Origin of the sequence: Arthrobacter sp. zg-Y179, assembly GCF_020907345.1 — a bacterium.
Taxonomy (GTDB): domain Bacteria; phylum Actinomycetota; class Actinomycetes; order Actinomycetales; family Micrococcaceae; genus Arthrobacter_B; species Arthrobacter_B jinronghuae.
Genome location: NZ_JAJJOB010000007.1, coordinates 276,301 through 300,851, shown reverse-complemented (window position 1 = coordinate 300,851; position 24,551 = coordinate 276,301). Strand labels below are relative to the sequence as shown.

Annotated in this window: 28 protein-coding genes; 16 read left to right on the top strand and 12 right to left on the bottom strand. The window is 65.7% G+C overall.

The window, feature by feature from the left end; all coding sequences use genetic code 11:
- Positions 1 to 31 precede the first annotated feature (31 nt).
- Complete coding sequence (locus LOC56_RS08640) at positions 32 to 583, top strand: SOUL family heme-binding protein (protein ID WP_229951864.1); 552 nt, start codon at positions 32 to 34, stop codon at positions 581 to 583.
- On the opposite strand, the gene LOC56_RS08635 is transcribed toward LOC56_RS08640, so the two are convergent.
- From LOC56_RS08635 to LOC56_RS08620, 4 genes are all read right to left on the bottom strand, one after another.
- On the bottom strand, positions 556 to 1,113 hold the full coding sequence (locus LOC56_RS08635; RefSeq protein WP_229951863.1) for a GNAT family N-acetyltransferase: 558 nt from the start codon (positions 1,111 to 1,113) through the stop codon (positions 556 to 558). The genes LOC56_RS08640 and LOC56_RS08635 overlap by 28 nt on opposite strands.
- Positions 1,114 to 1,548 (bottom strand): cytidine deaminase family protein, encoded by a 435-nt coding sequence (locus LOC56_RS08630; RefSeq protein WP_229951862.1) that lies wholly within the window; start codon positions 1,546 to 1,548, stop codon positions 1,114 to 1,116.
- An 89-nt stretch (positions 1,549 to 1,637) separates the two neighbouring features.
- Positions 1,638 to 1,940, bottom strand: coding sequence for a DUF4193 domain-containing protein (locus LOC56_RS08625; RefSeq protein ID WP_229951861.1), 303 nt, complete (start codon positions 1,938 to 1,940; stop codon positions 1,638 to 1,640).
- A 1,125-nt stretch (positions 1,941 to 3,065) separates the two neighbouring features.
- Entirely contained in the window at positions 3,066 to 3,902 is an 837-nt protein-coding gene (locus LOC56_RS08620; protein ID WP_229951860.1) for a class I SAM-dependent methyltransferase, read from the bottom strand.
- A 236-nt stretch (positions 3,903 to 4,138) separates the two neighbouring features.
- Between LOC56_RS08620 and LOC56_RS08615 the strand changes: the two genes are divergently transcribed.
- Complete coding sequence (locus LOC56_RS08615; protein ID WP_229951859.1) at positions 4,139 to 4,468, top strand: helix-turn-helix domain-containing protein; 330 nt, start codon at positions 4,139 to 4,141, stop codon at positions 4,466 to 4,468.
- On the opposite strand, the gene LOC56_RS08610 is transcribed toward LOC56_RS08615, so the two are convergent.
- Both LOC56_RS08610 and LOC56_RS08605 read right to left on the bottom strand, forming a co-directional pair.
- A complete protein-coding gene (locus tag LOC56_RS08610) occupies positions 4,452 to 5,063 on the bottom strand; it encodes a ClpP family protease (RefSeq protein WP_229951858.1) in 612 nt (203 codons plus the stop codon). The two genes, LOC56_RS08615 and LOC56_RS08610, sit on opposite strands and share 17 nt — an antisense overlap.
- A complete protein-coding gene (locus LOC56_RS08605) occupies positions 5,060 to 5,689 on the bottom strand; it encodes a ClpP family protease (RefSeq protein WP_229951857.1) in 630 nt (209 codons plus the stop codon). Before LOC56_RS08605 ends, LOC56_RS08610 begins: the two co-directional genes overlap by 4 nt.
- 193 nt (positions 5,690 to 5,882) lie before the next feature.
- On the opposite strand from LOC56_RS08605, the gene LOC56_RS08600 reads away from it, so the two are divergent.
- The 5 genes from LOC56_RS08600 to LOC56_RS08580 all read left to right on the top strand — a co-directional run bounded on the left by LOC56_RS08600 (position 5,883) and on the right by LOC56_RS08580 (position 10,629).
- Positions 5,883 to 6,326: a YciI family protein gene (locus LOC56_RS08600; protein WP_229951856.1), complete on the top strand. Its 444-nt coding sequence runs from the start codon at positions 5,883 to 5,885 to the stop codon at positions 6,324 to 6,326.
- Positions 6,327 to 6,328: 2 nt separating this feature from the next.
- Entirely contained in the window at positions 6,329 to 7,576 is a 1,248-nt protein-coding gene (locus LOC56_RS08595; RefSeq protein WP_229951884.1) for an RNA polymerase sigma factor, read from the top strand.
- 107 nt (positions 7,577 to 7,683) lie between these two features.
- Positions 7,684 to 9,315 (top strand): glycoside hydrolase family 13 protein, encoded by a 1,632-nt coding sequence (locus tag LOC56_RS08590; RefSeq protein WP_229951883.1) that lies wholly within the window; start codon positions 7,684 to 7,686, stop codon positions 9,313 to 9,315.
- 144 nt (positions 9,316 to 9,459) lie between these two features.
- Positions 9,460 to 9,807, top strand: coding sequence for a UBP-type zinc finger domain-containing protein (locus LOC56_RS08585; protein ID WP_229951855.1), 348 nt, complete (start codon positions 9,460 to 9,462; stop codon positions 9,805 to 9,807).
- A 36-nt stretch (positions 9,808 to 9,843) separates the two neighbouring features.
- Positions 9,844 to 10,629: an SDR family oxidoreductase gene (locus tag LOC56_RS08580; RefSeq protein WP_229951854.1), complete on the top strand. Its 786-nt coding sequence runs from the start codon at positions 9,844 to 9,846 to the stop codon at positions 10,627 to 10,629.
- A 6-nt stretch (positions 10,630 to 10,635) separates the two neighbouring features.
- Here LOC56_RS08580 and LOC56_RS08575 read toward each other — a convergent pair whose 3' ends face one another.
- Positions 10,636 to 11,730, bottom strand: coding sequence for a lysylphosphatidylglycerol synthase transmembrane domain-containing protein (locus tag LOC56_RS08575; protein ID WP_229951853.1), 1,095 nt, complete (start codon positions 11,728 to 11,730; stop codon positions 10,636 to 10,638).
- 170 nt (positions 11,731 to 11,900) lie between these two features.
- Between LOC56_RS08575 and LOC56_RS08570 the strand changes: the two genes are divergently transcribed.
- From LOC56_RS08570 to LOC56_RS08550, 5 genes are all read left to right on the top strand, one after another.
- Positions 11,901 to 13,046 carry an ABC transporter permease gene (locus LOC56_RS08570; RefSeq protein WP_229951852.1) on the top strand — a complete coding sequence of 382 codons (1,146 nt, stop codon included), beginning with the start codon at positions 11,901 to 11,903 and terminating at the stop codon, positions 13,044 to 13,046.
- Positions 13,043 to 13,744: an ABC transporter ATP-binding protein gene (locus LOC56_RS08565; protein WP_229951851.1), complete on the top strand. Its 702-nt coding sequence runs from the start codon at positions 13,043 to 13,045 to the stop codon at positions 13,742 to 13,744. Before LOC56_RS08570 ends, LOC56_RS08565 begins: the two co-directional genes overlap by 4 nt.
- Positions 13,745 to 13,769: 25 nt before the next feature.
- On the top strand, positions 13,770 to 14,375 hold the full coding sequence (locus LOC56_RS08560; protein WP_229951850.1) for a TetR/AcrR family transcriptional regulator: 606 nt from the start codon (positions 13,770 to 13,772) through the stop codon (positions 14,373 to 14,375).
- Entirely contained in the window at positions 14,372 to 14,776 is a 405-nt protein-coding gene (locus LOC56_RS08555; RefSeq protein ID WP_229951849.1) for a DUF3054 domain-containing protein, read from the top strand. The genes LOC56_RS08560 and LOC56_RS08555 overlap by 4 nt, the downstream gene beginning before the upstream one ends.
- A gap of 76 nt (positions 14,777 to 14,852) precedes the next feature.
- Positions 14,853 to 15,134, top strand: a complete 282-nt coding sequence (locus LOC56_RS08550) for an Lrp/AsnC family transcriptional regulator (RefSeq protein ID WP_227921514.1) — start codon at positions 14,853 to 14,855, stop codon at positions 15,132 to 15,134.
- Positions 15,135 to 15,161: 27 nt separating this feature from the next.
- On the opposite strand, the gene trpD is transcribed toward LOC56_RS08550, so the two are convergent.
- Positions 15,162 to 16,208, bottom strand: a complete 1,047-nt coding sequence (gene trpD / locus LOC56_RS08545; RefSeq protein ID WP_229951848.1) for an anthranilate phosphoribosyltransferase — start codon at positions 16,206 to 16,208, stop codon at positions 15,162 to 15,164.
- Between the two features lie 160 nt (positions 16,209 to 16,368).
- Here trpD and ctaE point away from each other — a divergent pair, with 160 nt between their 5' ends.
- The 4 genes from ctaE (at position 16,369) to qcrB (ending at position 20,695) form a co-directional block, all read left to right on the top strand.
- Positions 16,369 to 17,007 carry an aa3-type cytochrome oxidase subunit III gene (ctaE, locus tag LOC56_RS08540; RefSeq protein WP_229951847.1) on the top strand — a complete coding sequence of 213 codons (639 nt, stop codon included), beginning with the start codon at positions 16,369 to 16,371 and terminating at the stop codon, positions 17,005 to 17,007.
- Between the two features lie 82 nt (positions 17,008 to 17,089).
- A complete protein-coding gene (qcrC, locus tag LOC56_RS08535) occupies positions 17,090 to 17,890 on the top strand; it encodes a cytochrome bc1 complex diheme cytochrome c subunit (RefSeq protein WP_229951846.1) in 801 nt (266 codons plus the stop codon).
- An 85-nt stretch (positions 17,891 to 17,975) separates the two neighbouring features.
- The gene (gene qcrA / locus LOC56_RS08530) at positions 17,976 to 19,007 is read left to right on the top strand and encodes a cytochrome bc1 complex Rieske iron-sulfur subunit (protein WP_229951845.1); all 1,032 of its coding nucleotides are present in this window, start codon (positions 17,976 to 17,978) and stop codon (positions 19,005 to 19,007) included.
- 2 nt (positions 19,008 to 19,009) lie between these two features.
- Entirely contained in the window at positions 19,010 to 20,695 is a 1,686-nt protein-coding gene (qcrB, locus tag LOC56_RS08525; RefSeq protein ID WP_229951844.1) for a cytochrome bc1 complex cytochrome b subunit, read from the top strand.
- A gap of 97 nt (positions 20,696 to 20,792) precedes the next feature.
- On the opposite strand, the gene LOC56_RS08520 is transcribed toward qcrB, so the two are convergent.
- From LOC56_RS08520 to ctaD, 4 genes are all read right to left on the bottom strand, one after another.
- Positions 20,793 to 21,350, bottom strand: a complete 558-nt coding sequence (locus tag LOC56_RS08520; RefSeq protein WP_229951843.1) for a hypothetical protein — start codon at positions 21,348 to 21,350, stop codon at positions 20,793 to 20,795.
- A 60-nt stretch (positions 21,351 to 21,410) separates the two neighbouring features.
- Positions 21,411 to 22,208: a GntR family transcriptional regulator gene (locus tag LOC56_RS08515; protein WP_442860083.1), complete on the bottom strand. Its 798-nt coding sequence runs from the start codon at positions 22,206 to 22,208 to the stop codon at positions 21,411 to 21,413.
- Positions 22,209 to 22,420: 212 nt separating this feature from the next.
- The gene (locus LOC56_RS08510) at positions 22,421 to 22,822 is read right to left on the bottom strand and encodes a cytochrome c oxidase subunit 4 (protein ID WP_229951842.1); all 402 of its coding nucleotides are present in this window, start codon (positions 22,820 to 22,822) and stop codon (positions 22,421 to 22,423) included.
- A complete protein-coding gene (gene ctaD / locus LOC56_RS08505; protein WP_229951841.1) occupies positions 22,822 to 24,546 on the bottom strand; it encodes an aa3-type cytochrome oxidase subunit I in 1,725 nt (574 codons plus the stop codon). The genes LOC56_RS08510 and ctaD overlap by 1 nt, the downstream gene beginning before the upstream one ends.
- Between the last annotated feature and the right edge of the window lie 5 nt (positions 24,547 to 24,551).

The following is a 24,551-nucleotide window of genomic DNA, read 5'->3' as shown; positions in this document are numbered from 1 at the left end:
CGCAGCCGGGGCGGCGTAACGTGTGACCACCATGACCGAGCAGCAGCCGTATAACCTCCTGGGACGGTATCCAGATTTCGAGTTGCGCCATTACCCCGCGCACCTCGTGGCCCAGGTCACCGTGAACGCAGGCTTCCAAGGAGCCGGCAATGCCGGCTTCCGGCACCTCTACGCGTATATCAGCGGGCGGAACTCCGCTCCGTTGGAACCGTCGCCCGGAACCGAAGGCATGCCCCTGGCGATGACGGCTCCGGTCCTGCTGGAACCAAGTCCGCTTCCGGGTGCCTTCTGCGTGGCCTTCGTCCTGCCCGCGGAGCTGTCCGCTGCGTCCGCCCCGGTGCCGGAGGACCCGGCCGTCAGCATTGTTCCGGTGCGGGGGCGGACAGCTGCGGCGGCGGGGTTTTCCGGCCGCTGGAGCGAAGCCAACTATCAGAGCCATCTCCAGGTCCTCCTGGCAGCTGTGTCTGCCGAAGGGTTCACCCCTCTGGGCCGTCCGCGGTTCGCACGGTTCGACCCGCCGTTCCGGCCCTGGTTCCTGCGCCGCAACGAAGTGGTTCAGGACGTGGAGGGGCCGGGGGATTGAAGCGGCAGCACACTGATGTCCGGAACCGGATCGGATGCCAGCCGCGCGTGGGTTTCCACGTCGAAGCGGGCCCCGCCGTAGCGCAGCTTGGACCGTTCGATGCCTTCCGTCCGGAACCCGGCGTTCAGCGCCACCAGGCAGGATGCGGGGTTGTTGGTCCGGTGTCCCAGTTCGAGGCGGAAAAGCCCGCCGTCGCCTAGGGCCCACTCTGCTGCCGCCGCGACGCCGCGGGAGGCCAGCGAACGTCCCCGCGCGGATGGCGCCAGCCAATACGAGACCCAGGCGGTCTGGTGCCGGCTGTCGATCGCGCTGATTCCGATGTTTCCCACCGCCGTGCCGTCCACGTCAACCGCGAAGCTTCGCCGCTGCGGAGAATCGACCAGGACGGTGTCGAGATACCCGGCGGCCTGTCCGACGTCGTCGAGCCGGCAGCCCAGCTGGTGCTCTAGCGAAGGATCGGCGGCGAAGGCCGCATAGAGGGACGGTGCATCGGCCTGCGCCCAGGGACGCAGCAGGGGAGAGGCGGGCATTTACGCCGCGGGCGGGACGAATCCCAGCGGCAGCAGGTCGCCCGCGGGAATGCTGACCGGGCCGTCCGGCGTCGGCAGGATCACGCGGATACCGGGGTAGTAGTCGGCAAGGACCTGACGGTCCCGTCCGCACGGGCTTTGGACGCCTCGTCCGTGGTTGCCGACGGCAACGATGCAGGTGGGCTCGGCCGCTCCGGCCGCCCGTGCCACGCCCAGGGCAACAAGTTCGGCGCAGGGACCGCCCGTGAAGTGGTAGAGGTTCACGCCCGCGTGCATACCGCCGTCGGCCGTCCTGACCGCCGCGCCCATGGTGTGGATTCCGTCTTCGTCGGGGCCGGCGTCGGTGGCGGCGTCAATGGTGCGCCGGGCCAGGTCCACGAGCGCCTTGTCCGCCGGGGTGAGCGCAAGGGCGGATGGGGGAAGGGAGGTAGACATGCGGAGAGTCTACGGTGCGGACCCGGCGTTAAAGACAAACAGCCGAGTCCGCCGTCTGGCGGAACCCGGCTGTGCGGCGCGGGGAGAGACTAGCCCTCGCAGTCCAGGCAGTAGGCCTCGCCGTTCTTTTCGCGGGCGATCTGCGAACGGTGGCGTACGAGGAAGCAGGACATGCAGGTGAACTCGTCTGCCTGCGGGGGAACCACCTTGATGAGGAGTTCCTCGCCGGAAAGATCCGCACCCGGAAGGTCAAAACCGTCGATGGCGTCTGACTCTTCGACATCGATGACTGCTGTCATCGCTCCGCCACGCTGCTGAGCTTTCAGACCCTCGAGGGAGTCTGTGTGCTGGTCTTCTTCCTTGACGCGCGGGGCATCGTAATCGGTAGCCATTTTCTTGTGCTTATCTCCTGATTGTGGGGGGGGTGAAGCGTAGATCATATAGGGCAACGAAAGTCGCTGCACCAAACCGTACAGGCGTGGCGGACCACGTATGACGAAATACGGCAGGAAAGTGATCAACGTCCCGTCGGAAGTTTGTATTCCCGCTTTCGCGCCGGGAGCGGGGCAGGATCGGGGCGGGCCGAGTCCGGCGGCGCGGCAGGCTGCGGGGGCGGTTACGGGGCAGGCTGCGGGGCGGTTATGTCAACCCGGTGGTCCCGGTCAGCCCAGCCGGCGGAGGCATTATGTCAACCCGTCGAGGTGCTGTGAGCGCGGGTGGCGGAGACGGGAAACTGTCCGACCAGGTCGGCCGGTTTCCCGGGCGGGGCAGGAGCCAGCAGGCGGTTATGTAAAGCCGCGCAGACTGCCCCGGCAGGTTGCCGGGGGACGTTATGTCAACTGACTGGAGAGAGACGGTTCCGGTGCCGGGAGGCCGGAAACCGTGCGACCAGGTCGGCCGTTTTGGGAGCTTCAGCCAGAAGCGGCCTTTCGCCGCAGAACGGCGTCCCGGGCCTGGAGTCTGCACGGAAGAGTCCGAAGTTCGGCAAAAACCGGACAAAGCGCCAAAAACGGGGGATTAGCGGGTAATCGGGGCCGGATGGACGGTTCGGGAATATCTGTGGTTTCCGCCACTTCCGGCACCCCGGTTATAACGCCGATAATCCACATTATGTCAACTAGCGTTGAGGAGGGGGTCCCCCGGGACGTCTGCTGCGCCCCGTAGGGCCACGGGCTCGTTCGGTTGAGCCACGAACGGGTTCCGTTGAGTCGCGCCGGCGGCTGGCTGCATGGGATGCGCAGCGTGCGGTTCGCACAGGGTCCCAGGCTCTGTGACGTATGGGCGCCAATGTGACCCCATCAGTCACATCTGCACCATTTGGTGGGAGGCTGTGCACGGCGATTGGCCCGGTCCGGCACCGGGTCCCAGGCTCTGTGACATTCGGGGGCGGCGTGAACCCACCAGTCACATCAGCACCATTCGGTGGGAGGCTGTGCACGGCAATGCACGGCAACAGTCCCTACGGCGTCACGTCCCGGGATCGCGGCAGTGCTGGAGGAGGCTACAGGCCCACTCCCCTAGGCGCGGTGCGCGGTAACCAGCAGATACTCCCAGTCCATGGCCGTGCCGTCGGTGCCGGCACTGAATCGGCGAACCAGAGCCATCAGTTCCTCGTCCAGTGCTGCCGCCCGGTCGGGACTGCCCGCAATCGACTTGTACACCGCAATGGTGGGCCCGTAGTTCGCCTTGAAGAAAGCGAGAAACTCCTCCGGCGTCGCAAACCGGTCAACGCGCACCGTCCGGCGCTCAGCCCGGAACTCCTGCACCCGGCCGGCCAGCAGCGACTGCACATGGTCCACACTCCCCCAGAGCGGCGGCGGCTGCGCCCCGGGAGGCGGCGGCGGGGCGTACGGCTTCATAGTGGCGAACATCCGTCCGATGAATCCTTCGGGCGTCCAGTTAATCAGGCCGATGCGACCGCCGGGCCGGCAGACCCGCACCAGTTCGGCTGCCGCCTGCCGGTGATGCGGGGCAAACATCACACCCACGCAGGAGATCACCGCGTCAAAGGACCCGTCCGCGAATGGCAGAGCCTCGGCGTCGGCCACGACCCAGCTGAGGTGCGCCCCGCGTGCTTCGGCCAGACGCTTGCCGGACTCCAGGAGTTCCGGGGTCAGATCCGAGGCGGTCACGTCTGCCCCGGTCTCAGCGGCGGGAATGGCCGCGTTTCCCGTACCGGCCGCGACATCCAGCACTTCGTCACGATCAGTAATGTTGCAGGCCTGCACCAGCACGGGACCCAGACCGGAAATGATTTCGGTGGCCACAGCGGTATAGTTCCCGAGCGCCCATACCGCCCGGAGTTTTGCTTTGAGTTCCCGATCGTCTTCGGCACCGATTTGCGTTTCCGTCATGGTCCTCACGTCCTTGCAATGGCGGGACGGAAGACCGCCCCCTGGACTGGCTCTTGGTGGGGCAGCCGCACGCTGTTCCCGGCCATGCTCCACACTGTAGGACTGTGCCCGCCCGGACGAAAGACCCGCCCGCTTCAGGTAGCGGGCAACGACAAAGTTGCCGCCCTCCGCTCTGGGCAGAACTGCCGCTGGTCCGGACCCATGGCCCGGGGCCGCACTGCGTTTTACCATCAAGGATGAGCGAGATTCTTCCTTTCAACGGCCCGTCCGAAACCGCCTCCGACCCTTTGTGGCGCCAGGTGCTCGGAGAACTCCTGCGCCGACTGCGGCACGAACGCGGCTGGACCCTCGGCGGGCTTTCTGCGCGGGCGGGAATTTCGCCGCAGTACCTCTCGGAGATCGAGCGCGGACTGAAAGAGCCTTCCAGTGAGATGGTTGCCGCCGTCGCCGGAGCCCTGGGCATTACCCTGCTGGACCTCACGCTCGGGGTAGCCGAATCGCTGATCTCCACGGACGGCCAGGCAAGCGTTCCGGCGACGCAGGGCACGTTCAGGCTGGCTGCCTAAGGACCGCCCCCTTGGCGGCGATCACGTGGTCCAGCAGGCCGTACTCGCGTGCCGCTTCGGCTGTGAACAAGCGGTCCCGGTCGGTATCCGTCCGGAGCGTCTGCAGGCTCTGGCCGGTGTGGCGGGCGAGGACTTCCTCCATGTCGGAGCGCACCCGCACCAGCTCGTCCGCCTGCAGGATCAGGTCGGGAATGGTGCCGCGACCAGACGCTGCGGGCTGGTGCAGGATGACCCGCGCGTGCGGCAGCGCAGCGCGTTTGCCTTCGGCGCCGGCGGCCAGGAGGACGGCCCCCACAGCCACGGCCTGGCCGACGCACGTGGTGGCAACGGACGGGCGGATGAAGCGGATGGTGTCGTAGATGGCGAGCATGGCGCTGGGATCTCCGCCCTCGCAGTTGATGTACAGCTCGATGTCGGCTTCCGGGTTGTCCGACTGCAGGAAAAGCAGCTGGGCTATCAGCGCATTGGCGACGCCGGCATCGATGGCCGTGCCGACGTAGACAATCCGCTCCGTGAGCAGGTGCGAGTAAATGTCCATGATCCGTTCGCCGCGGGGATGCTGGGCGATGACGTTGGGGACGGTGTATGTGCTCACTGGGCTCCCTCCCGGACCAGGCTCCGGAATCCGGCCGTCACCCGGCCGGCCGGACGGAACTCCGCCAGGGACCCGGCAATGGCGTCAATAAAGCCGTAGTCGAGGGCTTCCTCTGCGGTATACCAGTGGTCACGCAGGGAATCGGCAAAGATCCGCTCGACGGGCTGGCCGGTATCCTCCGCAATCAGGCGCAGCACGGTGTCCCGCGTATAGCGCAGATCGTCCGCCTGGAGTTCGACGTCGGCCGCAGTACCGGCGAGTCCCGCAGACCCCTGATGCATCAGCACGCGGGAGTGTCGCAGAGCCCGGCGCTTGCCGCGTGTGCCGGCAGACAACAGGAACTGCCCGGCACTGCAGGCTATTCCGAAAGCGAGGGTGGATACGTCGTTGGGGATTGCACGCATGACATCGCGGATCGCCAGCATTGCGGGGACGGATCCACCCGGGGAATGGATCCAGAGTGCTATGTCGGATTTCGGGTCCTCAGCCGCCAGGGCAATCAGCTGCGTGGCCAGCAGGGTTCCATTGTCGTCATCCAGCGGCCCGTCCAAAACGAGGACACGGCGTTCGAAAAACTCTTGGCGGATTCTTTCGGTAAACAGCGGGGCTTTTTCGGTTTCATTCATGCCTCCACGCTGCGCCTGCCGGGACGGCAGGAGAAGGGGTATCTGCCCTCGGCGGATCTGCTGTCAGCAGTTCCCGCTGCGGTCCCGGAGCCGGAAAAGATTTTCCGGGCTGTCGATATCCATCCCGCCCGTTCGACGTCATAGTAGGAGGCGCATCAGCACCTTCTACGGAACAAGCAGCAGGGAGAGTGCCATGAAGTACATGTTCATCATGCGGGCCACGGACGAGGCCGTGCAGGCATCCAAGGGCATCCCGTTTGAGCAGATCATCAACCAGATGGGCGCCTACAACGAGTCAATGATCAATGCCGGAGTGATGATCGGCGGCGAAGGCCTGGCAGACGTCTCCGAGGGCAGCGGGTTGGTGGTGGATTTCTCCGAGGATCCTCCGCTGGTCACCGACGGCCCCTACGGCGAAACCCACGAGCTCTTCAACGGGTACTGGATTGTGCAGGTGGGATCCCGTGAGGAGGCGGCGGAGTGGGCCAGCCGCGCACCGCTTGGCCCCGGGTCCAAACTCGAGGTCCGGCGCGTGAACGAAGCCACCGATTTCGCCGACTTTGCGGACAACGAATACATCCGGAAGGAAGAACTGTGGCGTCAGGAAGAGGAGAACCTGACCGCGGAGAACAAATAGCCGTGGATTCCGCGGCAGCAGTCCGGGGACGCCTCGATGCCCTGTGGCGCATCGAAGGCGCCCGGATTGTGGCCGCCCTGGCCCGGGTGACCGGCGACGTCGGACTGGCCGAGGACGCTGCGCAGGACGCCGTCGCCGAAGCCCTGACCGCATGGAGCGGAACGGGTATTCCCCGTAACCCCGGTGCCTGGATCAGCGCGGTGGCCAGACGCCGGGCGATCGACAGGTGGCGGCGGGCCGAGCGGCTTCAGGACCGCTACGAGTTGCTGGCACGCCGGGCGCAGGACGAGGCAGCCCCGGAATGGGAGCCGCTGCCCGACGACGTGCTTCGGCTCCTCTTCACCGCGTGCCACCCGGTGCTCTCCACGGAGGCGCAGATTGCGTTGACCCTGCGGGTGGTCGGTTCGCTGGGCACCGCGGAGATCGCCCGGCTGTTCCTGGTCCCGGCCGCCACTGCGCAGCAGCGCATTGTCCGGGCCAAGAAAACACTGGCGGCGGCGCGGGTTCCCTTTGAACCGCCGGAGCCCAATGAGTGGACGCCGCGGCTGCGCGGTGTCCTGCATGTCATCTACCTGATGTTCACGGAGGGGTATGCGGCCACCGCAGGGGAGAACTGGACCCGGCCGGAACTGGCGAACGAGGCGCTGCGGATCGGCCGGATCCTCACCGGGCTAGTCCCTCGGGTACCGGAAGCACACGCGCTGGTGGCCCTGATGGAGTTCTCCGCCTCCCGCTTCGCCGCCCGCAGCGGTCCCGGCGGCGCACCCGTCCTGCTGGCGGATCAGGACCGTACCCGCTGGGACCGGGCGCAGATCCAACGCGGCGTCGCAGGTCTTGCCCGTGCCGACGAGCTGTCCATGGAACTCGGACGGAGCCGCGGCAGCTATGCCCTGCAGGCAGCCATTGCACAGTGCCACGCCACGGCCGCACGGCCCGAGCTCACGGACTGGCCGCGGATCGTCCTGCTTTACGAGGCACTGGGCCGGCTCTCCCCCGGTCCCGTGGTCGACCTGAACCGGGCCGTGGCAGTGTCCATGGCCACCGGGCCGGAAGCCGCCCTGGCCATCGTGGACCGGCTGGCGGCCGAAGGGGCCCTGCACGGATCCCACCTGTTGCCCAGTGTGCGGGCCGAGCTGCTGTCAAGGCTCGGCCGGACAGAGGAGGCACGGGCCGAGTTTTCCGCTGCCGCCGCGCTGGCCCGGAACCGCCGTGAACGGGAGGTGCTCGAACGCCGTGCCGCCGCTCCCTGAGACGTCAGCTGCGCCACACGCGTTGGTAGAGTCCAGACAACGTCGAAACACCTCCCACCCGAAGGACCGCCTTGACCGCTCCCGCGCAGCCATTCCCAGCCGACCCGATGAAGGATCCGCACTGGTGGCGGCAGGCCGCCGTCTACCAGATCTATCCGCGCAGCTTCGCGGATTCCAACGCAGACGGCCTCGGTGACCTGCCCGGCGTCACGGCCAAAGTCCCGTACCTCGCGCAGCTGGGGGTCGACGCCGTCTGGCTGAGTCCCTTCTACCCCTCGGCGCTCGCCGACGGCGGGTACGACGTCGACGACTACCGCGCCGTGGATCCGAGGCTGGGCAGCCTGGACAACTTCGATGACATGGCCGCGGCACTGCACTCCGCCGGCATCAAACTGATCGTGGACATCGTCCCGAACCACTCCTCCAACCGCCATGCCTGGTTCCAGGAAGCGCTGGCCTCTCCCAAGGGCTCCCCCGCCCGCAACCGCTATATCTTCCGCGACGGAACAGGACCCGGCGGCAGCCTGCCGCCGTCGGACTGGCAGTCCGTCTTCGGCGGCAGCGCCTGGGAGCAGGTGCCGGACGGGCAGTGGTACCTGCACCTGTTCGCCCCGGAACAGCCCGATTTCAACTGGGAGAACCCCGAGGTGCGCGCGGAGTTCCTCACCACCCTGCGCTTCTGGTCCGACCGCGGCGTGGACGGCTTCCGGATCGATGTGGCCCATGCCCTCGCGAAGGACCTCGCTGCACCCCTGGCAACCAGTGCCGAGCTGGCGGCCGAAGGTGAGGGCCTCGACGGCGGCCATCCGTTCTGGGACCGCGACGAAGTCCACGAAATCTATGCCGAGTGGCGGAAGCTGTTCAACAAGTACGATCCTCCGCGCACGGCGGTGGCCGAGGCCTGGGTACATGCCTCGCGCCGCGGGCGGTACGCCAGCCCCGAAGGCCTGGGCCAGGCGTTCAACTTCGACCTGCTGCAGGCGGACTTCGACGCCGCCCGGTTCCGGGAGATCATCACCGCCAACCTGGACCAGGCCGCGGCCACCGGGGCCTCCTCCACCTGGGTGCTGTCCAACCACGACGTCGTCCGGCACGCCACGCGTTACGGCCTGCCGCCCGCTCCGGCGGGCAGCGCCAAGGGACAGGACGGGAAAGCCTGGGTCTTCTCGGGCGGCACCGAACCGGCACTGGACCCGGAGCTGGGCCTGCGCCGGGCGCGTGCCGCCACCCTGCTGATGCTTGCGCTGCCCGGCTCGGCCTATCTGTACCAGGGGGAGGAACTGGGCCTGCATGAAGTGGCGGACATCCCGGACGCTGACCGGCAGGATCCCACGTTCTACCGCAACCCGGGTGTGGACAAGGGCCGTGACGGGTGCCGGGTGCCCCTGCCCTGGACCGTTTCAGGCCCCTCGTTCGGCTTCGGCGCCGGCTCCGCCCATCTGCCCCAGCCGGAGCACTTCGCGTCCGCTGCAGTATCCGCCCAGGAACAGGACGGGGACTCAACCCTACTGTTCTACCGCCGGGCACTGGAGCTCCGCGGAAAGCGGCAGGGTCCGGAGGAACTCGACTGGCTGGACAGTCCGGCCACCGTGCTGCACTTCCGGCGGCCCGGCGGGTGGCAGAGCATCACCAACTTCGGCGCCGAAGCCATCGGGTTGCCGGAGGGGTCGGTCCTGCACAGCAGCGGCCCGCTCGACGGCGGCCTGCTGCCGCCCGACACCACCGCATGGCTGGCCTAGGCCGGACCCCGGAACCGTTGCGCCCGGAACCGTTGCGCTCCGGCACCGGTTGACGGGGACGGCCGGGTAGCTACCGTGGTGGGGACGGCATCTCGACGTGCCGGCCGGTACTGACGACCCACCCGTACCTCAAGGAGGTCCCCCATGGACCAGATTCCCGGTATCAACGTTTCGGTTCCGCCCAGCGGCCCGGGCTGCGTGGAATGCGCCCAACTGGAGGGGTGGTGGTACCACCTGCGCCGATGTGCCGAATGCGGGCACATCGGCTGCTGCGACAGCTCCCCCGGGCAGCACGCCACCCTTCACCAACAGCAGACCGGGCATCCCGTCATCCGGAGCTTCGAACCCGGTGAGGAATGGTTCTGGAACTACGCGGATTCCTCGGTCTTCGCCGGGCCGGAGCTGGCCCCGCCGGCCCACCACCCGAACAGCCAGTCCGTTCCCGGACCGGCCGGCCGGGTGCCTCCGGGCTGGCAGGAGCTGCTGCACTAAATGCCGGTGCCGGGCTGACCGGTCTACACTGTAAACATGACTAGAACCTACATTGTGACCGGATCCGCCTCCGGCATCGGAGCAGCAACCGCCGCCATCCTGAAGGAACGCGGCAACACCGTCATCGGCGTCGACCTGCGCAACGCCGACGTCGAAGCGGACCTGAGCAAGCCCGAGGGCCGCTCCGCCGCCGTCGCCAAGGCCGTGGAGCTTGCCGGCGGGAACGTCGACGCCGTGATCGCCTGCGCCGGCATTTCCGCCCCGGCACCCATCACCGTCGCCGTGAACTTCTTCGGTGTTACGGATTTCCTGACCGAACTGGCCCCGGTCCTGGCCAAGAGCAGCGCGCCCCGCGCCGCCGTCGTCAGCTCCATGGCGAGCCTGCAGCCCAACTCCCCCGAGCTTGTCGACGCCATGCTCGCCGGCAACGAGGAAGAAGCCCTGCGGATCGGCCAGGCACTCGCCGACAACGGCCCCCAGACCGGCTACCTGAACTACCCGTCCAGCAAGCGGGCGCTGAGCCGCTGGGTCCGCCGTGAAAGCATCAGCCCGGCCTTCGCCGGCGCCGGAATTCCGCTGAACGCGGTTGCCCCGGGCACCGTCCTCTCCGCCATGACGCGCGACCTGCTGTCCACCCCGGAAGGCCGGGCCATGGTGGATGCCAACGTGCCGATGCCACTGAACGGCCACTCGGAACCGGAAGTTATTGCCCGCCTCCTGGTCTGGCTGACCTCCGAAGAGAACACGCACACCACGGGACAGACCATCTACACCGACGGCGGCGCCGACGCCACGCTGCGCGGCGACGACATCTGGTCCTAACCTGCCTCACCGCCCATCGGCGGAACCGTTGGCGCCGGTGAGGACTACCTCCCGGCGCCGGCGGCCCGCCCGGCGCAGCACGCCCAGCCGCAGTGAGGCATAGGCCAGCGCCCCTACGGGGATCGGCAGCCAGAACTGCAGGATCCGCCAGGACAGCACCCCCAGGACCGCCGCGTGTGAGGATGCGCCGAATCCGGTGAGAGTGGGTACCAGCAGCCCTTCCACCAGCCCTACCCCGCCGGGGGTCAGCGGCACCATCGACACCAGCCCGGCCAGGCAATAGGCAACCAGCAGCTCCCCCGGCCCCAGCACATGGCCAAACGCGGCCACCAGCACCCACAGGCAGGCGGCGTCCAGGAGCCAGCGGAGCGCCGCCAGCGCCACCCCGGCCAGAAGCCGTCGCGGCTGTGCACGGAACATCTGTGTTTCGCCGGCCACCGTCCGGACAAACTTTTCGGCACTGTCCGGGTGCATCAGCGGAACCGCACCCGCCACCGACCGCACCACCCGCACCGCCCCCGCGAGATGCCGGTCCAGGACGGCCAGCAGAGCCGTGACAAGCACGAACAGTGCCAGCACCACTGCCCCAGCGGCCGCGTAATAGCCGCTTACGTTCACCTGCCCGAGCATGGACAGCAACCCGATACCAAACAGCACACCGAGAACCAGGTTCGCTCCCAGCACCTGGATGGTTGCCGCGCTGAGCGCATCCTGCGGCGGACTCCCGGACAGGGTGAGCAGCCGGAAGCGGGCAGCGGCCGACGTCGTTCCACCGCCGGGCACCACGTGGTTAATGGCGGTGTCACACAGGTCGATCCGCACCAGCGTGAAATAGGACGGCCGGGAGGTGCCCGGCAACACCACCCGCGTCAGGGCGCTGTAGCTCAACCAGGAAGTGACCTCCAGGCACAAAGCACCCACCAGCACTATCAGCGGCAACCCGGCCAAGGACCGCAGGACGTTGTCGATACCGACCAGCTGCGGCAGGACCGCGTATTCGAAGACCAGCACCAGCACCACGCCCACCGCCATCGCGCGCAGGTACCGCCGGCGGCGGGACGAATGCCGGGAACCGCGTGCCGAGAAGCCGTGCCTGGGCATGGATCAAGCACAGCAGACGGTCTGCATCCATGCCAGCCCCCCCCGGTCTTTGCCCGGGCATGCAAGGCGCAACGCGCGCATTTCGCCTCGGCGGGCACTTTCTGACATGATGTTGGTATGTTACCGACACTGTGTTGGCAACATTTCCACCAATCCACCAAGGGGTTCCGATGTTCCTAGCGCTTCGAGAGCTGCGTTTTGCCCGGGCCAGGTTCGGACTGATGGGCGGCGTCGTCGCCCTCATCGCCGTCCTTATGGTCCTGCTATCCGGCTTGTCCTCCGGACTGGTCAACGACGGCGTGTCCGGCCTGAAAGCCATGCCGGCCACCGCCTTTGCCTTCAACGAAGGCACGAAAACCGACAATGCTTTCTCCCGCAGCGTTGTCGACGAACACCAGGCCACGGTCTGGGCCGAACAGCCCGGCGTCGAGGAGTCCGCCCTGATGGGCACCGCCATGATGAACGGCACCACCGGCAACGGCACTCAGGTTGACCTGGCCCTGTTCGGGATCAACGCCGATTCCTTCCTGGCGCCGACGGTCGGCGAAGGACGCAGCATTGCCGCACCCAACGAGATAGTGGTGTCAGCCACTGCAGCCGAAGAAGGCCTGCACATCGGTGACGTCGTCACCCTGGAGCGCATCGGCGTCGAGCTGACCGTAGTGGGCTACACCGACGGGCAGGCGACTTTCGGTCACGTCGACGTGGGCTACCTGCCGCTGGACACCTGGCAGTACCTGGCCAGCGGACAGAGTGCCCCCGGGGCGCCGACCGCTGACACCGTGTCCGGCGTTGACTTCGACACCGCCAGCACGGTTGCGCTAAAAGCAGCCGACGGTGCGGACATCGATTTCGCCGCCGGCGATGAAGCCGCCGGCACGGTCACCTCGACTTTGGCAGAATCCTTCAACGCCTCCCCCGGCTACTCCGCCGAAACCATGACCCTGGAAATGATCCAGATCTTCCTGTACGCCATCTGCGCCCTTGTCGTGGGCGCGTTCTTCACGGTCTGGACCATCCAGCGGAAACATGAACTCGCGGTGCTGCGCGCCGTGGGCGCCTCCACCGGGTACCTGCTGCGTGACGGACTGCTCCAGGCGGCCATCATCCTGGTGACCTCCACCGTTGCCGGCATTCTCGCCGGCCTCGCCATGGGTGCCGGACTGAGTGGTACGGCCATGCCGTTTGCCCTTGAGACCACTCCCATCCTGACGGCCACGGTCCTGACGATCGTCCTTGGTCTGGCAGGCGCCGCCCTGGCCATCGTTCGGATTTCCCGCGTAGACCCCCTGGCAGCCCTTGGAGGACAGAGATGAGCACCACCACTGAAGAACGCACCGCCGGCACGCGTACCGGCGGACTGCTGATCGAGTCCGCAAACCTGGCCCTGGGCGACGGTGACAGCACGGTGCAGGCCCTGGCTAACGTCTCGCTAACCGTCCGCCCCGGTGAGATGGTCGCCGTCGTCGGCCCGTCCGGTGCCGGAAAGTCCAGCCTGCTGGCCGTGGCCGGGGCCCTCACCACCCCCGATTCCGGGACCGTCCGGGTCAATGGAGTGGATCTGGGCACGTTGGGCAAGGCGGCCCGGGCCCGGTTCCGCCTGCAGGAGATCGGCTTCGTGTTCCAGTCCGGGAACCTGATTCCGGCACTGAATTCCGCGGAACAACTGCGCCTGATGCAGAAGCTTGCCGGCACCCGGGACACTCTCGACCCGTTGGAGCTCCTGGCAGCTGTGGGCATGGACCACAAGGCCCGGAGCCGGCCCGACCAGCTGTCCGGTGGTGAGCGCCAGCGGGTCGGGATTGCGCGTTCACTGGTGAACCGGCCGTCGCTGCTGCTCGTGGATGAGCCCACCGCTGCCCTGGACCGCGCCCGCAGCCAGGATGTGGTTGCCCTGCTCGCCCGGGAAACCCATGAGCGCGGCGTTGCTACAGTTATGGTGACGCACGATCACGACGTCCTGCACCACTGCGACCGCGTCGTCGAGATGGTGGATGGACGCCTCTCAAGCTAGCCACAGCACGAACAGGAGGGCATAAGTGCCCCGAATCACTGCCCCCACGGTGGCCGAACACCGGGCGGCACAGCAGCGTGCGCTGCTGGACGCGGCACGCACCCTCCTGGCCCGCACCGGCGAGGCCCCCAGCATGGCCGAAGTGGCCGCACTGGCGGGCCTCGCCCGCCCGAGCGCCTACCAGTATTACAAGTCCCGCCAGGATCTCCTCCACGCCCTGGTGCTGGACGTTTTCCCGCGCTGGACGCAGCGGGTGCGGGAAGCCATGGATGCGGAGCCGGAACCCGCGGACCGCATCATGGCCTACGTGCTGACGAACATCCGCCTGGTCGCGGAGGGTGAGCACGCCGTCGGCAACGCGCTGGCCGCCGTCGCCCCCGGCGAGGAACTGGACAACCAAAGTGCCATGATGCACCGCCAGTTGCTCACTCCGCTGGTGGAGACGCTGACTGTGATGGGCGTTCCGGATCCGGCGGTGACGGCCGAGCTCATCAACGCCATCGTGCATTCGTCCACCAGGCTGCTGGAGTCCGGCACCGGGCCGGAGACGGTCGAGGAGCGCGTTCGGGAACTCCTCGGCCCCTACGTCCGCGAAAACCGCACCATTCCCGTCCGGGAGGGCACCCCATGACAGACACGGCCACCCGATCTGCCCCAGCCGTCCGGACCTGGCCCCGGGTCCTCGCCTCGGACCTCGTCCTTATCGTCGTTTTCGCCGCCCTCGGCCGGCAAAGCCACGAACACGGCCTGGCCGTACTCGGCATCCTCACTACCGCACTACCTTTCCTGCTGGCATGCCTGCTCTCGTGGGGGGCCATGCGCGCCTGGCGGCGTCCGGCACGGCTATGGCCCGACGGCGTCGTCATCTGGCTCGGAACCGTGGCCGCCGGCCTGGGTATCCGTGCGCTGGCCGGCGGCGGCACTGCCGTCAGCTTCCAGGTGGTCACCTTGGCAGTGCTCGGGGCGTTCCTGCTCGGCCAGCGCGCGGCGTGGACAATGATCGCCCGCCGCCGGCGCCGTTCAATCCACTAGGCTCAGAGAGAGCAACAGCAGACAGCGCCGCATTCAGACACAGCCGCACTAAGAGACCCGCAGGGAAGGCCCCTCCATGATCACCGCTTTTGTACTCATCCAGACAGACTCCGCCAGGATTCCGGAATGCGCCGAGGAAATCTCCGAGATCGACGGCATCAGCGAGGTCTACTCGGTGACCGGCGAATGCGACCTGATCGCCATCGCACGGGTGCAGCGCCATGAGGACCTCGCCGATGCGATTGCCAACCGCCTGTCCAAGGTCGACGGGGTGATCGGAACCACCACGCAGATTGCGTTCCGTGCCTACTCGCAGCATGACCTGGACGCGGCCTTCTCGCTGGGCTTCGACAGCTAGCAGCCGCCGGCGGCCTGCCGGCCCCGCTTACTGCGTAACGGCCACCCAGCGCTCCAGTGCGGCCTGGGCCGCACCGCTGTCGATCGAGTCGCAGGCACGGACCAAACCGCGGGACAGCCGGTCAATCAGCGGGCCGTCCGCCTCGCGGTCCAGGGCCACCAGCGCCGCGGCCGCGTTCAGCACGACGGCGTCCCGCACCGGCCCCTTGTCCCCCGCCAGCACACTGCGCACCACTGCCGCATTCGCGGCGGCGTCACCGCCCCGCAGATCCTCCAGCGTGGCCCTGCTGATCCCGAGATCCAAGGGATCCACTACGGACTCCTCTACGGCCCCGTTACGGACCTCCCAGACGGTAGAGACACCGGTGGTGGTCATCTCGTCCAGCCCGTCGCCGCCGCGGAACACCAGGGCGCGCACACCGCGCCGAGCCAGCACGCCGGCCATCAGCGGTGCCAGCCGGGCGTCTGCGACGCCAATGGCCGATGCGCTGGGGTTGGATGGATTCGTCAGCGGCCCCATGAAGTTAAAGGCGGTGGCCACGCCCATCTCGCGGCGCGGCACGGCGGCAAACCGCATGGACGGGTGGAAGACCTGGGCAAAGCAGAACGTGATGCCGGCCTCAACGGCAGCCTGAGCCACCCGCTCCACTGACAGATCCAGCCGGACCCCCAGTGCTTCGATGACATCCGCCGATCCGGAGGCCGACGACGCAGCACGGTTCCCGTGCTTGACCACCTTCGCGCCCGCTCCGGCACACACGAGGGCTGCCATGGAGGAAATGTTGACGGTGTTGTGGCGGTCCCCGCCTGTGCCCACGATATCGAGGGTCTCCCCCGGGATGTTGATGGGCCGCGCACTGGCAACCATCGCCTCGACCAGCCCGGTGAGCTCGTCAACGGTTTCACCCTTGGCGCGCAGCGCCACGAGAAACCCTGCAATCTGGGAGTCCGTGGCATTCCCGGCCATGATGGTGGCCATGGCCCATCGGGTCTGCTCAGTAGAGAGGTTTTCGCCTCCGATGAGGGCATTAATCAGGCTCGGCCAGGTGTCACCGGAACTCGGAATCGTAGTCACACACCCTAGGTTATCTACGTTTCGTAGAAAAAGCTGATTTCTTTCTGTGAGGCCTATTTCCGCGCCAATACTGGGATCCGGGGCGGCCTTGCCCGCTTTGGACGCGCCGTCGGCCCCGATCTGTTGGAGAACTGGGCAGTTTTACCGCCATAATGTCTATGTGACAACAGCGACCCATGCCCCCAGTACCCCGGCTCACCCCACGCTGAACCGCCCCAATATGGTTTCCGTAGGAACCGTGGTGTGGCTCTCCAGCGAACTGATGTTCTTTGCTGCTCTTTTCGCCATGTATTTCACTCTTCGCTCGGTCTCGGCCGATCTGTGGGCCATGGAGACCGAGAAGCTGAACGTTCCGTTCGCTTTCGTGAACACGGTGATCCTTGTTTCCAGCTCCTTCACCTGCCAGTTCGGCGTCTTCGCCGCAGAACGACTTCAGCCTCGCCGCACCGGAGGGCTCCTGAAGTTCTCCCGTTGGGGCATGACTGAGTGGTTCCTGCTGACCTTCGTCCTCGGAGCAATCTTCGTCTCCGTACAGGCCTACGAATACGCCATGCTCGTCTCTGAAGGCGTCTCCCTCTCGTCGAACTCCTACGGTTCCGCGTTCTACATCACCACCGGTTTCCACGGCCTGCACGTGGCCGGCGGCCTGATCGCGTTCCTCTTCATCATCGGCCGTGCCTACGCCGCCAAGCGCTTCGGACACTTCGAAGCAACTTCGGCGATCGTAACCTCGTACTACTGGCACTTCGTCGATGTGGTCTGGATTGCCCTGTTCGTCATCATTTACTTCCTCAAGTAACACTGCTTGAGGACCCGCACCCCACGAAATACTTCAAAGTGGCACCAGTTTCCCAAAGACCACATAAGTTAGGAACTACGAAGTGAAGGCACTATCGCAAAGGCGGCGTCATCCCCTCGCAGCAGTCGCGCTGCTGCTGCTGGGACTCCTCGTTACGGGTGGTCTCTATGCCGTAGCCAACGGAGCCAACCAGGCCCAGGCAGCTACCACCACGTACACTGCCGAAGACGTCAACGAGGGCGAGAAGCTCTTCGTCGCCAACTGTGCAACGTGCCACGGCATTGAAGCCACGGGCACCGAAAACGGGCCTTCGCTGGTAGGCGTCGGCGCAGCATCGGTCGACTTCCAGGTGGGCACCGGCCGTATGCCGATGGCCATGCAGGGCCCGCAGGCCCAGGAGAAGCCGGTCCAGTTCAGCGAAGACCAGACCGCCGAACTGGCCGCCTATGTCTCCAGCCTCGGTGCCGGCCCTTCGGTTCCGGACTCGGAATACCTTGAGCCGAACACCACCGATGAAGAGGCATCCGCCAACGGCGGTGAGCTGTTCCGCGTGAACTGCGCGATGTGCCACAACGCAGCAGCTGCCGGCGGCGCCCTGACCCGGGGCAAGTTCGCTCCGAGCCTGGACGGCGTCAGCGAAAAGCACATCTACGAGGCCATGGTCACCGGCCCGCAGAACATGCCTGTCTTCAGTGACACCAACATCACTCCCGAGGACAAGCAGGACATCATCACGTTCCTCAAGGACATTGAAACCAGCGGCTCCCCCGGTGGAGCCCAGCTGGGCTCGCTCGGTCCGGTATCCGAGGGTCTGTTCATCTGGACCGCCGGTCTGGGAATCATCATCGCTTTCACCATCTGGTTGACCTCCCGGTCTTCCTAACCACAGCCGCGCTCACCTCCACGGGTGACATCACAGTTACATATAGGTCTATAAATGCAGTTTTCAGAGAAGGATGAGGGGGATCATGGGCGACCATAGTCACGGCAGTCCGAACACCTCGGGCACCGTCGCTACGGCTGGCCAGGGAGATGAGGAGAAGTTCCAGAATCCGGGACTTCCCCCACACCGCCCTCGTCTAGCCGACACAAATCCCCGCGCCGAAAAGCGGGCAGAGCGGCAGGTGGCGAGCCTGTTCATCGTGTCGATCATCGGCACCATCGTATTTTTCATCGGTTACTTCAGCATCCACCTGGATGATGCCAGCATCGCTGAACTGCGGCTGCAGAACATCCTCCTGGGGCTCGGCACCGCGTTCGCGATGCTCGGCATCGGCGTCGGCATTGTCCACTGGGCAAAGACGCTTATGCCGGACCACGAGATCACCGAAGAGCGTCACGAGATCCGTCCTGAAGAGGACCGCGTCGTCGCGGAGAAGATGGTTGGGGACATCATCGAGGAAACGGGCATCAAGCGCCGTCCCCTGATCCGCAACACCCTCCTCGGCGCCATGGTGCTGGCACCGCTGCCGGCTATCGCCGTCTTCCGGGACCTCGGCCCGCTTCCGGGCAACACCCTTCGCCACACGATGTGGAAAGAGGGTACCCGCCTGGTGCGCGACCCCAGCGGCACCCCGATCAAGGCATCGGATGTCACCCTGGGCTCGGCGTTCCACGTCATCCCCGACGGTCTGAACGACCTGCACGAGCACAAGCTCGAGGAAAAGGCCAAGGCCGTTGTCCTGCTGATGCGCCTGAACCCCGAGGACCTGAACCCCTCCCCCGGCCGCGAAGACTGGGCAGTGGACGGCATTGTCGCCTACTCCAAGATCTGCACGCACGTTGGGTGCCCGGTTGCCCTTTACGAGCAGCAGACGCACCACCTGCTGTGCCCGTGCCACCAGTCGACCTTCGATGTCACGCAGGAATGCAAAGTCATCTTCGGACCGGCCGGACACGCACTGCCGCAGCTGCCGATCGAGGTCGACAGCGAGGGCTACCTGGTCGCCCAGCGCGACTTCGAAGAACCTGTCGGACCGAGCTACTGGGAGCGTGGCTAACCATGAGTGTTACCTCTGCCACCCCTTACGAGGCCAAAACCCGTCTGGGACGCGTCACCAACTTCGTTGACTCACGGGTCAACGGCTCCGGCATGGTCAAGGGGCTGGGCCGCAAGATCTTCCCCGACCACTGGTCGTTCATGTTCGGCGAAGTTGCGCTTTACTGCTTCGTCATTCTGCTGCTGACCGGAACGTTCCTGACGTTCTTCTTCGATCCGTCCATGGCGGAAACGCGTTACGAAGGCAGCTACGTGCCGCTGCGCGGCGTGGAAATGTCCGTGGCCTATGAATCCTCCCTGAACATCTCCTTCGATGTCCGCGGCGGCCTCTTCATGCGCCAGGTGCACCACTGGTCGGCCCTGCTCTTCGTAGCGGCCGTCTCGGTGCACATGCTCCGCGTGTTCTTCACCGGAGCCTTCCGCAAGCCGCGCGAACTCAACTGGGTGGTGGGCGGTGTCCTGCTGATCCTGTCCCTGGCTGCGGGCTTCACCGGCTACTCCCTCCCCGATGACCTGCTCTCCGGCAACGGCCTGCGCATCATCGACGGCGTTATCAAGTCTGTCCCCGTAGTAGGCACCTACATCAGCTTCTTCCTCTTCGGAGGTGAATTCCCCGGAACCGCGATTATCGGCCGTCTCTACATGCTGCATATCCTCCTGGTTCCGGCGCTGATCCTGCTGATGATTGCGATCCACCTGTTCATGGTGGTCATTCACAAGCACACGCAGTTCCGCGGCCCCGGCCGGACCAACAACAACGTTGTCGGTTACCCGGTCGGCCCGGTCTACGCAGCGAAGGCCGGCGGCTTCTTCTTCATCGTCTTCGGCGTGATTGCAATCATCGCGGGCTTCTTCACCATCAACCCGATCTGGAACTACGGTCCCTACGATCCCTCCCCCGTGTCCGCCGGTACCCAGCCTGACTGGTACATCGGTTGGGTTGACGGCGCCCTGCGCCTGATGCCCGGCTACCTCGGCGCGTTCCCGCTTGAGTGGGTCATTCCGTTCCCGTGGGGCGATAACACCCTGTCGCTGAACGTGCTGTTGCCGGCCCTGGGCCCGGCAGGCCTCGTCTTCACCCTGCTGTTCGCATGGCCGTGGATCGAAGCCTGGCTGACCAAGGACAAGCGGGTCCACAACCTGCTGGACCGTCCGCGCAACGCACCGTACCGCACCGCCGTCGGCGTTGCAGGCATCACGTTCTACTGCGTTATGTGGGCTGCTGCCAGCTCCGACCTCATCGCCACGCACTTCCACGTGTCGCTGAACGATGTGACGTACTGGCTCCGTGTCCTGTTCTTCGTCGGTCCGATCCTGGGCTTCATCATTGCCCGCCGCATCGCCCTGGCGCTGCAGCGCAAGGACCGCGAGATTGTCCTTCACGGTGTTGAGAGCGGACGCATCGTCCGTCTCCCGCACGGCGAGTACATCGAGGTGCACGAGCCGCTGGACGAGTACAAGCGCTACCGCCTGGTGGACTTTGACTCCTACAAGGCGCTCCCGGCCCAGCCGGACGCCAACGGCAAGATCTCCCGGAAGGAGAAGCGACGCGCCAAGCTTTCCCGCTTCTTCTTCGAGGACCGCGTTGCTCCGGTGACGCCGTCCGAACTGGAGAATGCGCATCACCACGAATCGCCGTCCGAGGTTGCAGCCAAGGCTGACGACCAGGTATCGATCGAACAGCGCTAGCCGCAAGGCAGTGTAAGAAGAGGGCCCGACCGGATTATCCGGTCGGGCCCTCTTCTTGTTATCTGCACGCAGCGGCGACGCGCCGGTGCTTAGTTCGCTAGGCCAGCGTGAAGGGCCGCTTGGCCGGAAGCGGATACCGCTGCTTCAGGGCCGTCAGGTCGGCCACGGGCGCCGATCCGATGGTGAGCTTGGTGAAGTCGAGCAGCGGATCCCGCAGCACTACCTTCAGGCCTGCGACTGCCTTATTCACGTCCGGGACCAGGCAATAGATATTCAGCTTCCGCGGTGCGAACTCCGTGTGGTCCACCTCCCCCAGCCCCCGCCACAGGAAGTACGACGAAATGGCCTGGGTGGCCTTGTGCTCGAGGTAGCGGTCCCGCTCGGTGCCGGCGGCGGTCTTGAGTGCGTACTGAACGATGACCCAGTGTTGGTCTGCCGGATCAATCTCCGCGTACCCCTCTTCCTCCGAGGTGACGGCAAAGGCGTGCAGGAGGCCCTCCGCGGCTTCGGGCGCCACGTCCTGGACCTTCGCCGAGCCTTCGTAGCCCACGGGGCCGGAGGACAGCATCAACTGCCCCTCGTCCTCGTCGTAGAGCGCCTCACGGAAATGGAGCACTCCCGCCTCGTCGCGCTTGTACATCCGGATGGTGACCATAGTGGTGTTCCTCTTCCTGCTGTGGTTTCTGGGTGGGGCCTGCGGCCCCCTGGGTGGCGCTCAGACGCTCGGTCGCCGGCGCGGGTGGTAGGAGCGGGGGGTGCGTACTCCGGGCCGTTGCAGCGGAACCCAGAGCTTGTAGCGGTCCGCGCGGTAGTAGGACACCGAGTAGTCGACCATTGCCCGTGACACATAGGCGTGTCGCTGGATCTTCAGCACCGGTGCGCCGAGCTCAACGTTGAGCAGGCGGGCGATGGAGGCCGACGCCGCTGTTGCCTCGATGGTGTCCTCGCCCCACTCCATCACCAGGCCGTACCGCTCGCTCAGCACGTTGTAGAGCGACGTCGGCGGCTCTTCCTCGAGAATGCCGGGTACGTAGTGCGCCGGGATGAAGTTTTCATCCACGCTCATCGGTTCGCCGTCCGCCAGCAACTGCCTGCGGAAGCGGATAACCGGTTGGCCCGGTTCAATCTGCAACTCGCGCGCCACGAGCTGCGAGGCACCGATCTGCTCGAAGCTCAGGACATGTGCGTCAGGGACCATGCCGCGGCGGTGCATTTCCTCGGAGTAGGAGGTCAGCTGAACCTGCAGGTCCATCTTCGTGCGTGCCACGAAGGTCCCCAGCCCGACGACGCGCTCCAGGACGCCGTCCGCCACCAGGGCGTCCACGGCCTGGCGGATGGTCATGCGGGCGACGGAGAAGTGTTCGGAGAGCTCGCGCTCCGACGGGATGATCTCCCCTGCCCCGGCATGCGTTTCCACGAACCGGCGGAGGATGCCCTGGAGCTGCACGTGCTTGGCGATGCCCGCAGCGGGATCGATGCCCTCGGTAATCAGGCGCAGCCGGTGATTGCTCACCGGTTGTATTCCGAGCGAATGAACGGACCCGTAACGTGCATGTTTCTATTCCGCCCCTCCGGCTGGGAAAAGTGCTGCCGTCTAAGAATACCGGTTTCCCTGCACCACCCCTCCCCTGCACCGCTCCTTGTCCTGAGGTGGGCGGACCAACGCAAAAAGAAAGGACCCGCAGTCTCCTGCGGGTCCTTCCTTTTTATGCTGTTATGCAGTCCCTAGTGGGCGTGGTTTCCGCGGCTGTACTCGAAAACCCAGCCAACCAGCGCGATGACGGCCAGGCCGGCCCCGATGTACAGGATCCACCAGCCCACTGCCATGCCCAGGAAGCCGATAGCGGCGGAGGCACCCAGCAGCAGCGGCCACCAGCTCCAGGGGCTGAAGAAGCCCTGTTCGCCGGATCCTTCGTGGATCTCGGCGTCCAGGCGGTCCTCGGGCCGGGGGCCGACGCGCTTGCCGGTGAAGCCGATGTAGTAGGCGATCATGCCGGACATGCCGCCGGTGAGGAAGAGCGCCAGGTAACCGACGGGCTCCGTCCACTCCACCAGGTAGCCGTAGACCACGCCGACGACGACAAAGAACGGCGCCATGTAAGCGAAGAGTTTAGTCTCAACCTTCATTAGACTTTTTCCTTCCGGTCGCCGGGGCCGAATACCTTGGCAGCCGCGGAATCGTCAGTGACGTGCTGCTGCAGCTCGGGGTGGTGCAGGTCCAGTGCCGGACGCTCCGAACGGATCCGGGGCAGCGAGGTGAAGTTGTGGCGCGGCGGCGGGCAGGAAGTTGCCCACTCGAGCGAGCCACCGAAGCCCCAGGGGTCATCCACTTCAACCTTCTTGCCGTGGCGCCAGGTGATGTACACGTTCCAGAAGAACGGGATCATCGAGGCACCCAGGACGAAGGAGGCAATGGTGGAGAACTGGTTCATCGCGGTGAAGTTGTCTTCCACCAGGTAGTCGGCGTAGCGGCGCGGCATACCCAGGACACCCAGCCAGTGCTGGATGAGGAAGGTGCCGTGGAAGCCGATGAACAGGAGCCAGAAGTGGATCTTGCCCAGGCGTTCGTTGAGCATCTTGCCGGTCCACTTGGGCCACCAGAAGTAGAAGCCTGCGAACATCGCAAACACCACGGTGCCGAAGATGACGTAGTGGAAGTGTGCCACCACGAAGTACGTATCCGAGACGTGGAAGTCCAGCGGCGGGGAGGACAGGATGATGCCGGTCAGACCGCCGAAGAGGAACGTAATGAGGAAGCCGATGCTCCAGAGCATGGGGGTCTCAAAGGTAATGGACCCCCGCCACATGGTGCCGATCCAGTTGAAGAACTTCACGCCCGTAGGCACCGCGATCAACATCGTCATGAAGGCGAAGAACGGCAGCATTACTGCGCCGGTCACGTACATGTGGTGCGCCCAGACCGTCACCGACAGTGCGGCGATGGCGATGGTTGCGTAGACCAGGCCCTTGTAGCCGAAAATCGGCTTGCGGCTGAAGACCGGGAAGATCTCGGACACGATGCCGAAGAACGGCAGGGCGATGATGTAGACCTCGGGGTGGCCGAAGAACCAGAACAGGTGCTGCCACAGGATGGCGCCGCCGCGTTCCGGATCGAAGATGTGCGCTCCGAAGCGCCGGTCCGCGCCGAGGGCGAACAGTGCAGCTGCCAGGGGCGGGAACGCCATCAGGACGAGGATGGCCGTCACGAGGGTGTTCCAGGTGAAGATCGGCATCCGCCACATGGTCATGCCCGGGGCACGCATGCAGATGATGGTGGTGATGAAGTTGACCGCACCGAGGATGGTGCCGAAGCCGGACAGTGCCAGGCCGAAGACCCAGAGGTCTCCGCCCACGCCCGGAGAGAACGTGGTGCTGGACAGCGGGGTGTAGGCGAACCAGCCGAAGGACGCAGCGCCCTGCGGCGTAATGAAGCCGGCGACGGCGATGGTGCTGCCGAAGAGGAAGAACCAGAACGCCAGGGCGTTCAGCCGCGGGAAGGCGACGTCCGGTGCACCGATCTGCAGGGGCATGATGACGTTCGCGAAACCGGAGAACAGCGGGGTGGCGAACATCAGGAGCATCACGGTGCCGTGCATCGTGAACAGCTGGTTGTACTGGTCCTTGGTCTGCAGGATCTGCATACCGGGCTCAAACAGCTCCGCGCGGATGACCAGTGCCATCACGCCTGCGAGGCAGAAGAAGATAAACGAGGCAATCAGGTACATGTACCCGATCGTCTTGTGGTCAGTGGACGTAATCCAGCTGACAACGATTCGTCCCTTGGAGACGGGTACTACGCGTGGCGCAACCCTGGTGCCGGAATCTTCCGAAGTGTATTCGAGAGTAGTCATGACGT